Genomic DNA, 11,369 nt, shown 5'->3' with positions numbered 1-11,369 from the left:
GGCCCTGCCGCCTGTCGCCCCGGCCGCACCGCCGGTCGCCCCGGTTGCGCCGCCCCAGGCGCAGCAACAGGGCACGCCCGCCACCGTACTCGACACCCAGGATTACGAGAGCGTGCTCGGGAAGAGCGTGCGCAGCGCCAACGGCGACGAGCTCGGGCGGATCATCGATCTGATCATCGACAAGGACGGGCGCCCGCGCGCGGCGATCATCGATTTCGGCGGCTTCCTCGGCGTCGGCTCGCGCAAGATCGCCGTCGATTGGCGCGCCCTGCGCTTCACCTCCGACGGCAAGGTCGGGCGGTTGTCGCTGCAACTGAGCCGCAACCAGGTCCGCGTCTCGCCCGAGTACAAGGCCGGCGAGCCGATCGTGGTCCTCGGCCCGGCGAGCCCCGGCCCCGAGGGCGAGCAGGCGACCGCGCCGGCCGCGGCTCCGCCGACCGTCACGCCTACGCCCGCACCGAGTGCGGCCCCCGCGCCGCCGCCTGCGGCCGCCCCTGCGCCGAAGCCGGCCGACAAGCCGGCCTCGGAGAAGGTGCCCGATAAGTGACGGTGGCCCGTCCGAAGGACCGGCGCGTCATCCCCCCCCGCGAGGCGCAGCGCCAGCCGAGGCTCGACCACGAGATCCGCGCCCGGCCCGTCCGGCTGCGCGAGGCGGCCGTCGAGCCGGCGCCCGCGGCCTCCGGTGCGGACGGCCTGTCGCGGGCGAGCCGGCGCGGCCTCGACCTCTTCGCCTTCTTCGTCGCCAACCTGCAGACCGGGTTCGGGCCGTTTCTGGCGGTGTACTTCACGCAATCGAAGTGGACCCAGTCCGATATCGGCTTCGCGCTCACCGTCGGCAGCCTCGTCAGCCTGCTCGGCCAGGTGCCCGGCGGCGCCTTCGTCGACGCGATGCGCTCGAAGCGCTTCGCCGCCGGCGTCTCGGTGGCTGCGATCTCGGCGAGCGCGCTTGCGCTGGCCCTGTGGCCGAACTTCCTGATCGTCCTTTTGGCGATGGCGGTTCATTCCGCGGCGAGCTGCATCCTGACGCCTGCGATCGCCGCGATCAGCATCGGCCTCGTCGGCCATGCCCGCGCCGGCGAGCGCCTCGGGCGCAACGCTAGCTTCCAGGCGATGGGCAACGCGGTGGCGGCTGCCGGCATGGGCGCCTGCGGGTACTACCTGTCGAACGACGCGGTGTTCTATCTTACCGCCGCCCTGGTGGTGCCGACGATCATGGCGCTCTCCGCCATCCGTGCCGAGGAGATCGATGCCGGCGTGCGCACGCAGGAACCCGAGGCACGCCCCGCGGACGCCGCGTCCGGCGGCGTGCGGGCGCTGCTCACCAACCGCGCGCTTCTCAGCTTCGCCGCCTGCATGACGCTGTTCTTCCTGGCCAACGCCGCGATGCTGCCGCTCGTCGGCAGCGTGCTGACCCTGCGGGCGAGCGAGACCGCGACCGCGCTGGTGGCCGCCTGCATCATGGTCCCGCAGGCGGTGCTGGCGGTGCTAGCCCCCGCCGTCGGCCGCGCGGCCGAGCGCTTCGGCCGCTACCCGGTGCTGCTCGCGGGCTTCGCCGCGCTTCCCATTCGCGGCCTGCTCTTCGCCTACACAGACAACCCGTACCTGCTGGTGGCGATCCAGGTGTTCGACGGCGTCTCGGCCGCGGTTCTCGGGGTCATGGTGCCGCTCGTGGTCTCCGACCTCACCCGCGGCACCGGCCGCTTCAACCTCGCATTGGGCGCCGTCGGCACCGCCATGGGGATCGGCGCCGCGCTCTCGACCTCGCTCGCGGGGATCCTCGCCGACCGGCTCGGCAGCCACACCGCCTTCCTCGGGCTCGCGGTGGTGGGCGCCGCCGCCTTCGCGCTGGTAGCGCTGATCATGCCCGAGACCCGGCGCGAGGCGGCGCGATGAGGGTCGATGCGTGGGGCGCAACGGCGTCCGGCACCGGATTCGCATGCCGGTCAAACGCCGTTCAGGTTCGCGGGATAAAAGCGCGGCGTAGGTTGGGGCTCACGCAACGGTCGACGAGGCTGTTGCGTTGCCCCGCCGGCGCTGATTTTTATTCGCGTCTCGTCGCCGTGCCGTCCGCCAACGCGTACACCGTGTCGCCCGCCCCTCCGTTCGCACCCTTCTCCATTGCTTCGTTCGCACGCTTGTCCGCCCCTTCGCCCCTCCCCGTTCCGCCGGCCCTCCGCGTCGCCTGAAATCGAGATGCTCATCGCGATGGAAGACCTCTGCCAATACGCCGACCGGCCCTTCGCCTTCGTCGGCCGCTACCTCCGGCGCCGGGCCCTGCCGCACGCCGTGATCTTGGTCGCGGTGCTCGGCGCCGTCGGGTTCTCGGTCTCGACCGACTACGCGCTGAAGGGCGTCGTCGACGCGCTGAGCAAGGGACCCGACGCGCACCTGATCTGGGGGGCGCTCGCGATCCTCATCGCCTTCATCGCCGCCGACAACATGCTCTGGCGCGTGGCCTCGCTCGTCGGGTCCTTCACCTTCGTCGGCGTCACCGGCGACATCCGCCGCGACCTGTTCCGGCACATGACTGGGCACTCTCCGAGCTTCTTCGCCGACCGGCAGCCGGGTACCCTGGCCTCGCGCATCACCGCGACCTCGAACGCGATCTTCACGGTCGAGAACATGTTCGTGTTCAACGTGATGCCGCCCTGCGTCGCGGCCTTCGGCTCGATCCTCTACATCGGCAGCGTCAACCTCACGATGGCGCTCGTGCTGGCCGGCATCTTCGCCGCCGTCGTGGTGCTGATGTTCAAGATGGCGGCGGCCGGAAAGCCGCTGCACCACGACTTCGCCTCCAAGGCCGCCAGCGTCGACGGCGAGATGGTGGACCTCGTCGGCAACATGCCGCTCGTCCGCGCCTTCTCGGCGTTCAAGCGCGAGGGCGTGCGCTTCGAGGGCACCATCGCCAAGGAGATGCGCGCACGCCGCTCCTCGCTGCTCTACCTCGAGAAGCTCCGGATCGTGCACGCGATCCTCACCGTGCTCGCGGTGCTCGGCCTGCTCTACTGGGCGATCACCATGTGGGAGGCGGGCCAGGCGACCAACGGCCAGGTGGTGCTCGTCTGCACTCTCGGCATCCGCATCCTCGCCGCCACCCGCGACCTCGCCGTGGCGCTGGTCGACGCGACCCAGCACACCGCCCGCCTCTCGGAGGCGCTGCACACCCTGCTGCAGCCGCACGACCTGATCGACCATCCCGAGGCCGTGCCGCTCTCAGGGTCCGGCGCGCGCATCGAGTTCCATCACGTCGCCTTCGCCTACCCGGACGGGCGCTCGGTCTTCACCGACTTCGACCTCGTGCTCGAGCCCGGCCAGCGCGTCGGCCTCGTCGGCAAGTCGGGCGGCGGCAAGTCGACCCTGTTCTCGCTGATCCAGCGCTTCTACGAGGCCAAGGGCGGCAAGATCCTGATCAACGGGCACGACATCGACCGGGTGACGCAGGAATCCCTGCGCGAGGCGATCACGGTCGTGCCGCAGGACGTGTCGATGTTCCACCGCACGCTTCGCGAGAACATCCGCTACGGCCGGCCGGAAGCCTCGGACGAGGACGTGTGGAAGGCGGCCGACGCCGCCCACTGCACCGACTTCATCAACGCCCTGCCGGAGGGGTTCGACACCATCGTCGGCGACCGCGGCGTCAAGCTCTCTGGCGGCCAGCGCCAGCGCATCGCGATCGCCCGCGCCATCCTCAAGGACTCGCCGATCCTGCTCCTCGACGAGGCGACCTCGGCGCTCGACGCCGAATCGGAGGAGGCGATCCGCCACGCGCTCGCCAACCTGATGAAGGGCCGCACCGTCATCGCCATCGCGCACCGGCTCTCGACCCTCAAGGATTTCGACCGGATCGTGGTGCTTGAGGGTGGTCGCATCATCCAGGACGGCTCGCCGGACAAGCTCACCCACCTCGACGGGTTCTATCGCGAGCTGATGAAGAAGGAATCGATGTCGATGGGCGCGTTGGTGGCGGCGTAGCCCCGTCACCCCGTTGCCTGTCGGGGCGCATCGATCAGACGAGCCCATTCACCCTGCGACCTCATCTTGAGGCGCCGCAGCGAAGCGGAGGCCTCGAAGGAGCCCTCCAGACTTCACCGCGATCCCTGGCCCCCTCCTTCGAGGCCCGCCGGGGCGGGCACCTCAGGATGAGGGCGAGGTCGGGATAAGATTTTTCCTCAGCTCACCTTCATCGACCGGAACATGAAGCGCCGGGCCTCGTCGTCGAGTTCGGCCTTGAACCCGTGGCGGCCCTTGAGGCTTTCCGCCTTCTGCGCAGCGGGGCGGGCGCTTACCGTGTCGAGCAGCCGTTTCACGTTGGGGAATTCGAGGATCGCGTCCTCGCCGAGGATGAAGGGCAGCATCCGCGCCCAGCCCCACACCGCCATGTCGACGATGCCGTACTCGGCCAGCACGAAGCTGCGGCCGGAAAGATGCGCGTCGAGCACGCTCCAATGGCGCCGCGCCTCGAACACGTAGCGCTCGGCGGCGTAGCCCGTCCGCTCGGCCTCGGGGGCGAAGTGACGGAAGTGCACGCACTGGCCCGAGAACGGCCCGATGCCTGTGGCGACGAACATCAGCCACGACAGCATCTCGCCCCGCGCCGCCTCGCCGTGTGGCAGGAAAGCCCCGGCCTTCTCGGCCAGATGCAGCAGGATCGCGTTCGAATCGAACACCGTCGCGTCGCCGTCGACGATCGCGGGCACTTTCGCGTTCGGGTTGATCGCGGCGTAGGTCTCCGCGAACTGCTCCCCCCGGCGGGTGTCGACCGGAATCGGTTCGTAGGCGAGGCCGGTCTCCTCCAGGCAGAGGGCGACCTTCATCGGGTTCGGCGAGAGGTTGTAGTAGAAGCGGATCATGGCGTGCGCGTCCTGCATGTGGCCCCGACCGGGGCTTCGCGCGAAGGACGTATCGGTTGCAAGACCTCGACGCCCCGATCGGCGCGCGCCCGCCTACTCCACCACCACCTTGTAGCTCTGGCCCGGTTTCAGCGGCACCCCGCGCTCGAGGCCGTTGAGCACCAGGAACCGATCCAGCGCCCTGTCGGGCACCGCCATGCGGCGGGCGAGGTCCTCGGCGCTCGAAGACGCGGCGGCGACGACCTGCAGGCGCAGGGGCTTCAGCGAGGCGGTCTCGGCGGCGGAGACCGAAGCGAGGCTCGCGGTCCAGCGGCGGAAGGCCGGGTCGGGGTCGGTCGCGCCTTTGGCCGCCATGATCAGGCGGAAGGTGGTTTCGCCGACGCGGATCGCGGCGAGCCGGAAGGTCCAGTCCTTGCCACGCGACAGGGCGGTCGCCGCCGGGTGGCCGGCGATCGGCGCCACCTCGATCGAGGCCGGGTCGATCGCGTCGTTCCACGTCGCCTTGAGGATGGCGTCGAGGCCCTGGCCGTCCTTGGCCTCGACCTGGTCGAACAGCAGGCGCCGGCTGCCCTCGTTGGTGGTGCCGAGCACCGCGTTGCGGGTGTTCTCGATCGAGAAGCCGTCCGGAACCTCGAAGGCGATGCCGAGGCTCGGATGCACGAAGCGGTGCCCGCGCACCGCGCCCTCGCCGGGGTTGTCGCCGTAGGCGAGACCGTCGACCGCCGCGAGGTAGACGGCCCGGTCGTCGACGCCGATGCCGGGCGCGCCGGTGCGCCGCGCGGCGCGGGTGACGAGGCCGATGCGCTCGGTGGTGCCCGGATGGGTCGCGAGCATGTCGGGCTCGGCCGCGGTGCCGCCGCCGGCCTTCAGCGCCAGCGTCCGGTTGAGCGCCGTGAGGAAGCGGCCGGCGCCGTAGGGGTCGTAGCCGGCCTTCGCCAGCGTGCGCACACCGGCGGCGTCGGCCTCCAGCTCCTGCTCGCGGGAGAAGCGGGCGAGGGCGAAGCGCGACTGGCTCTGCAGCTGCGCGCCGGTGGCGGGATCGTTCAGCACGTCGGCGACCACGCGGCTGACGAGCTGCGAGCGCAGCTCGAGTTCGGTCCGCGCGGTCGCGTGGTTCAGCGTCACGTGCGCGATCTCGTGGGCGAGCACCGCCGCGATCTCCGAGGTGTCGCTCGCCAGCGCCACCAGGCCGCGGGTGACGTAGAGGCGGCCGCTCGGCAGGGCGAAGGCGTTGACCACGGGCGAATCGAGCAGCGTCACCACGTAGGTCTGATCGGGCCGGTCGCTCGCCGCGACGAGGCGGTCGGTCACCTCGGTGAGCAGGCGCAGGGTCGCGGGCGCACGGTATTCCCCGCCGAAGGAGGCGACGAGCTTGGTGTGGTCGGCATCGGTGACGTTGGCCGGCCGGCCGGTGGTGCGCGGCGCCTCCGGCGGCACGGCGACGACGGCAGGGACCAGCACCGAGCCGGTCTGCTCGCCGGCGCAGGCCGAGAGCGCGAGCAGCAGCGCGAGCGCCAGCGGCCGGCGCGCCGCCGCTCCGCCCCGCCGCATCTCCGTTCTGCCCTGCGTCCTGCCGTCCATCATGCCGTTCAGCGCCGCAGCGCCCGCTCCCCGTCCACGCCGGCGACCGCCGTCGGCGCCTCCAGCACTTCGATCGTCTCCGGCACCGCGACCTCGAGGGTCGGCCCACGACGGATCTCGACGACCCCGCGCACCCGCACCCGCGCATCCTTGAGCCGATCCGCACTCAAACCATGTTCGCGCATCCTGCGCCAAGTGCGTTTCGACACTGTGACCGTGAGCCCATCCTCGCCCCGCCCCGCGAAGTCGAGGTAGCTCCGGCTCGGGCGTTCGCCGACGTGGCGGATCGTGCCCTGGACCACCGCGAACCGGCCCGCCGCCGCCCGCAGGGCCGCACCGTCCCCGGCCTCGATCGGCGGATGGCGCCAGAGCCCGAGCCCGGCGCGCCGCGCGGTCTCCTCGACCGCGAGCAGTCCCGGGCGGCACAGGGCGTCGCCCTCGCCGGCGTCCACCAAACCCAACCCCGCGCCGACGAGGTCGCCGGCGAGGTCGATCCCGTCATCCTCCGCCACCGCGTCGATCCGCACGCGTCCCCAGCGGTCGGCCTCGCCGCGGGCGACGACGGTGAGCGTGCCGCCGCGCCGAGCCGTCAGCCGGTCGGCCGCGGCTTTGGCGACCTCCGGGTCGTCGGGCCAGCACAGGGACCCGAGCACCGCACGGGCGCCGGAGGCGAGCACGAGCTCGCCGCGGGGCTCGACCGCGGACAGGGTGTCGGCCCGCGCCGCCCCCGCTACGCATTCGCCAGCCCCGGATCGCGGTGCCGCCGAGGCGCAGGAGCGGGCGCCGAGGATCGTGGCGCAGGCCACGCCCACGAGCATCCGCCCCGTCCTTCCCATCGCCCCGCCTCCCGCGCCCCAATCGGAACACCGCGAATCCCTAAGGACAGCATGCCCCGGATCGGGCCGCTCCGCCCAGCGCAGGCTGGCAACAGGTCGGCCGCTTTGGGTTCCGGGTGGACTCGCGCTGCGACGATGGTACAAACGATCGGTACGTCTCCGTAGCTCAGCTGGACAGAGCACAGGTTTCCTAGACGCAAATTGGGCGCCGCATCGGGAAACCGCGCGGCGGATCCGCTCAAATTCGGGGAACGCTTCCGGTCCCGGCGATTCAGGTCGCCGGAACCCTGCCGATCCCGAGCCAAGCCCGCGCAGTGCCATGCACGGGAAGGTGTAGAGACTAGACGGGCGGCACCTAAGGGCGCCTTCGGGCGCCTACGGCGAAGGGATAGTCCAGGCCACGAACGCGGGCACCCGCCCGCGGCGGCGAAAGCCGAAGTGGTATGAAACCTGGGGTCGCAGGTTCGAGCCCTGCCGGGGACGCCACATCTCTCATCGCTGCGGAATGCGGCCGAGCGGCGGGGCATGGAAGCGCATGCGTCCACCCAACTTGAACGCCGTTCCGGTCCTGAGCCGGCTGCACCAGCGATCAAGACTACGGTGACGGGACGATCGTACCAGTGAAATCGACGGGAAGTGGGAACCAGTTGCTCGCGCAACGGTTGCCGCCGGGATCGTCCACCCTGGAACGATCCTTTCCCAGGACCACACCCACCCGTGACCGCGAGCGTCGACAGATCGGAACTCCGGCAGATCATCGCCGGCCTGACCGAAGGGGTGATCCTCGTCGAGCCCGACCAGAGCATCGTCTGGGCGAACGACGCGGCGCTCGCCATGCACGGCGCCGAAAACCTCGCCGAGCTCGGCGAGACGGTCGATGCGTATCGCGCCCGGTTCTCCCTGCGCTACCGCAACAACCGTCTGCCGGAGCAATACCCGATCGAGCGCGTGGTGCGCGGCGAGACCTTCCACGACGTCATCGTCGACGTGAAGCGCACCGACAAGCCGGACGTGGACTTCGTCCACTCGCTCCGCAGCATTGTGGTGACGGACGCCTCCGGCACGCCGAGCTGCCTCGCCCTGATCCTCCAGAACGTGACCCCGCAATTCGAGGCGGAGGAGCGGTTCGAGAAGACCTTCAACGCCAACCCGGCGCCGGCCGTGATCTGCCGGCTGTCGGACCTGCGCCACGTCAAGGTGAACGTCGGCTTCCTCGAGATGACCGGCTACACCCGTGACGCCGTGATCGGCCGCAGCGTCTACGAGGTCGACGTGCTGGCCGGGGCGCGCAGCCGCGACCTCGCGATCTCCCGCCTCAACGAAGGCGCCACCATCCCGCAGATGGAGGCCTGCCTCGAGCTGCCGGATGGCGGCACCCGCTTCGTCATCGTCGCCGGGCAGCCGATGGAGCTCGGCGACGAGCCGTGCATGCTGTTCAGTTTCGCCGACCTGGAGCTGCGCAAGAAGGCCGAGACGGCACTCCGCCAGAGCGAGGAGCGCTTCGCCAAGGCGTTCCAGCTGACGCCCGTGCCGACCATGCTGTGCCGGGCCGAGGGCTTCGCCATCACCGGCGTGAACGAGGCCTTCACCCGCGTCTTCGGCTACGGGCAGGACCGCGTGGTGGGCCGCACGCCCGACGAGATCGGCCTCTGGACGAAGGATGCGGCCCGCCTGCGCTTCGAAGGCGCCGTGATGCGTACCGGCTTCGTGCTCGGGCTCGAGACCTGCCTGCACGCGGAAAGCGCCGGCGACCTCGATTGCCTCGTCTCCGCCGAGCGCGTCACCATCAACGACGAGGCGTTCGTCCTGGCGGTGCTGCAGGACATCACCGACCGCAAGCGCTCCGAGCGCGACCTGTTCGAGGCGATCGAGGCGGTGATGGCCGACACGTCCTGGTTCAGCCGCGGGCTGATCGAGAAGCTCGCGAGCCTGCGTCATCCGGGGGCGGAGACCGCCGAGGACCCGACCCTCAGCCTGACCGTGCGCGAGCGGCAGATGCTCGGCCTCGTCTGCGCGGGGTTGAGCGACGACACCATCGCCAAGCGACTGAACCTGTCGCGCAACACCGTCCGCAACCACACCGCCGCGCTCTACCGCAAGCTCGGCCTGCACAAGCGCTCCGAGGTGATCGTATGGGCGCGGGAGCACAACCTGCCGGCAACGATCCCGAAATGAATAAATCAGAATACCAGTACTTTCGTACCATTGCCTCCGGAGGTGACGCCACCATCTCCAAGGTGACCCGAAGCTGAGGCCAAGCTCGGTCAAAGAGCACCGGAAGAGCACCCCACCAAGCGCAACGACAGTACGGCACCGGAGCAAGAACAGCGCGGGCCGAAACCGTCCCCTCGAACCTGTGCGGATCACGCCGCGCGTTCGATCGGACGGGATCGTGCCCAGCGAAACCAACGCACCCAGAACCGCAGGTCCGGCCCGAACGCGGGCAGAACCGCGCGGGCCACACCGAACCTCGTTTTTCGAAGTCCGACGCGAAGCCCGGGTCCACGCGCATGTCGTAGCCCGGGCGACGCGCCGCACACGTCTCCACACCCTCTCAGAACAGGACGGACATCATGGTCGATACGGATCGCGTCACCGGCGCAGCGAAAGAGTTCGTCGGCAGGGCACAGGGCGCCGTCGGCGACCTCGTCGGGTCGCGCAACGACTCGGTCGAAGGCCGCTTTCGCGAAGCGCAAGGCTCGGCCGAGAACCTCTACGGCCAAGCCAAGGACGCCGTCCGGAACGTCGCCGACGACGCCGCGGACTACGCCGAGGACGCCTACGAGAACGGCGGCCACTACCTGCGCCAGGGCCGTCGGGCCGTGAGCCACCAGGTCGAGGAGAGCCCCTTCGTCGCCCTGATGATCGCCGGCGCCGTCGGCTACGGCCTCGCCCTCCTCATCCATTCCCGCCGCTGACACCCGTCCTCGTCGCGTCTAGTCTTTCGGAGTCCATCGTGGCCACAACCTCCACCATCCCTACCGCACCCTCGGCGAGCGCCGTCTCGACCGTCCACCTGCACCAGGCCTCCTGGGGCGCGATCTTCGCCGGCGCCGTCCTGGCGCTGGTCGCCCAGGTGATCCTGAACATGGTCGGCGTCGGCATCGGCCTGTCCAGCGTCGGCGGTCCCGCCGCCGACAACCCCGCCGCCTCGACCCTGTCGATGGGCGCCGGCCTCTGGTTCGTCGGGTCCGGCATCGTCGCCGCCCTCGTCGGCGGCTTCCTCGCCGGCCGCCTTTCGGGCAAGCCGGTCGCCGCCACCGCCGGCTATCACGGCCTGGTGTCGTGGGCGGTGAGCACCCTCGTCGTGCTCTACCTGCTCAGCTCCGCCGTCGGCGGGATCGTCGGCGGCGCGTTCGGCGCGGTGACCAGCACGCTGGGCGGCGCCGGCTCGCTCGTCGGCGGCACCGTGCAGACCGCGGCCCAGGCGGCTGCGCCCTCGCTGTCCAAGATCTCGAACCCGCTCGACGGGATCGAGAACACCGTCCGCCAGCAGGCGGCCGGCCAGGACCCGCAGGCGCTCCGCGACGCCGCCGCCTCCGCCGTCCGCGCCCTGCTCTCGGGCGACCCGGCCCAGAAGGCCCAGGCCGAGAACCGCGCCGCCGACGCGCTGGCCAAGGCCCAGGGCATTCCGGCCGACCAGGCCAAGGCGCAGATCCAGGACTACGAGAAGCAGTACGACGCCGCCGTCGCCGACGCCAAGCAGAAGGCCAAGGTCGCCGCCGAGGCCACCCGCAGCGCCGCCACCCAGGGCGCGTTCTACGGCGCCCTGGCGCTGATCCTCGGCGCGCTCGCCGGCTTCCTCGGCGGCCGCTTCGGCGCCGTCGGCCCGGCTGTCGCCTACGGCACCACCCGCCGCGCCTGATCCCCACCTCGCCCCTTCGGCCCCGGTACGCCGGGGCCGGCATCCCGCCGGTCGGATCGGCCGGTTTTCCGATCGACCCAAGACAGGAGCACGTTCGATGAGCAGCACCACCGACAAGATCAAGGGCCTGGCCAACGAGGCCGCCGGCAACGTCAAGCAGGGCGTCGGCAACGTCACCGGCAACGACAAGCTCGTGGCCGAAGGCAAGGCGCAGGAGCTGAAGGGCGAAGCCCAGAA

General features: G+C 70.8%; 10 protein-coding genes. 7 read left to right on the top strand and 3 right to left on the bottom strand.

Annotation, left to right across the window (positions count from 1 at the left end):
• The 3 genes from FV226_RS25350 to FV226_RS25340 form a co-directional block, all read left to right on the top strand.
• A partial coding sequence (locus FV226_RS25350) for a PRC-barrel domain-containing protein (protein ID WP_147765099.1) occupies positions 1-547 on the top strand: 547 nt, incomplete at its 5' end.
• Positions 548-693: 146 nt separating this feature from the next.
• Positions 694-1,893 carry an MFS transporter gene (locus FV226_RS25345; protein WP_246685512.1) on the top strand — a complete coding sequence of 400 codons (1,200 nt, stop codon included), beginning with the start codon at positions 694-696 and terminating at the stop codon, positions 1,891-1,893.
• A 312-nt stretch (positions 1,894-2,205) separates the two neighbouring features.
• A complete protein-coding gene (locus FV226_RS25340) occupies positions 2,206-3,972 on the top strand; it encodes an ABC transporter ATP-binding protein (RefSeq protein WP_147765100.1) in 1,767 nt (588 codons plus the stop codon).
• A 197-nt stretch (positions 3,973-4,169) separates the two neighbouring features.
• Here FV226_RS25340 and FV226_RS25330 read toward each other — a convergent pair whose 3' ends face one another.
• From FV226_RS25330 to FV226_RS25320, 3 genes are all read right to left on the bottom strand, one after another.
• Positions 4,170-4,850: a glutathione S-transferase N-terminal domain-containing protein gene (locus FV226_RS25330; RefSeq protein WP_147765098.1), complete on the bottom strand. Its 681-nt coding sequence runs from the start codon at positions 4,848-4,850 to the stop codon at positions 4,170-4,172.
• 93 nt (positions 4,851-4,943) lie between these two features.
• The gene (locus FV226_RS25325) at positions 4,944-6,401 is read right to left on the bottom strand and encodes a M48 family metalloprotease (RefSeq protein WP_246691733.1); all 1,458 of its coding nucleotides are present in this window, start codon (positions 6,399-6,401) and stop codon (positions 4,944-4,946) included.
• 38 nt (positions 6,402-6,439) lie between these two features.
• Positions 6,440-7,249 carry a pentapeptide repeat-containing protein gene (locus FV226_RS25320; RefSeq protein WP_246691732.1) on the bottom strand — a complete coding sequence of 270 codons (810 nt, stop codon included), beginning with the start codon at positions 7,247-7,249 and terminating at the stop codon, positions 6,440-6,442.
• A 735-nt stretch (positions 7,250-7,984) separates the two neighbouring features.
• Here FV226_RS25320 and FV226_RS25315 point away from each other — a divergent pair.
• The 4 genes from FV226_RS25315 to FV226_RS25300 form a co-directional block, all read left to right on the top strand.
• Positions 7,985-9,442 (top strand): PAS domain S-box protein, encoded by a 1,458-nt coding sequence (locus FV226_RS25315; RefSeq protein WP_147750659.1) that lies wholly within the window; start codon positions 7,985-7,987, stop codon positions 9,440-9,442.
• Between the two features lie 398 nt (positions 9,443-9,840).
• Positions 9,841-10,185, top strand: coding sequence for a CsbD family protein (locus tag FV226_RS25310; RefSeq protein ID WP_147765095.1), 345 nt, complete (start codon positions 9,841-9,843; stop codon positions 10,183-10,185).
• 38 nt (positions 10,186-10,223) lie between these two features.
• Positions 10,224-11,132 (top strand): PhnA-like protein, encoded by a 909-nt coding sequence (locus FV226_RS25305; protein WP_147765094.1) that lies wholly within the window; start codon positions 10,224-10,226, stop codon positions 11,130-11,132.
• A gap of 97 nt (positions 11,133-11,229) precedes the next feature.
• Positions 11,230-11,369, top strand: a 140-nt coding sequence (locus tag FV226_RS25300; protein ID WP_147765093.1) for a CsbD family protein, incomplete at its 3' end; no start/stop codon positions are given.

Source organism: Methylobacterium sp. WL12, assembly GCF_008039475.1.
In the GTDB taxonomy this organism is placed as follows: Bacteria; Pseudomonadota; Alphaproteobacteria; order Rhizobiales; family Beijerinckiaceae; genus Methylobacterium; species Methylobacterium cerastii.
The sequence above is the reverse complement of the archived record's forward strand: the minus strand, read 5'-3'. Positions and strand labels throughout refer to the sequence as shown.

Excerpts from the sequence above, each read along its gene's own strand:
- FV226_RS25340 (WP_147765100.1), top strand. The coding sequence starts at position 2,206 with ATGGAAGACCTCTGCCAATACGCCGACCGGCCCTTCGCCTTCGTCGGC.
- FV226_RS25330 (WP_147765098.1), bottom strand. The coding sequence starts at position 4,850 with ATGATCCGCTTCTACTACAACCTCTCGCCGAACCCGATGAAGGTCGCC.
- FV226_RS25325 (WP_246691733.1), bottom strand. The coding sequence starts at position 6,401 with ATGCGGCGGGGCGGAGCGGCGGCGCGCCGGCCGCTGGCGCTCGCGCTG.
- FV226_RS25320 (WP_246691732.1), bottom strand. The coding sequence starts at position 7,249 with ATGCTCGTGGGCGTGGCCTGCGCCACGATCCTCGGCGCCCGCTCCTGC.
- FV226_RS25310 (WP_147765095.1), top strand. The coding sequence starts at position 9,841 with ATGGTCGATACGGATCGCGTCACCGGCGCAGCGAAAGAGTTCGTCGGC.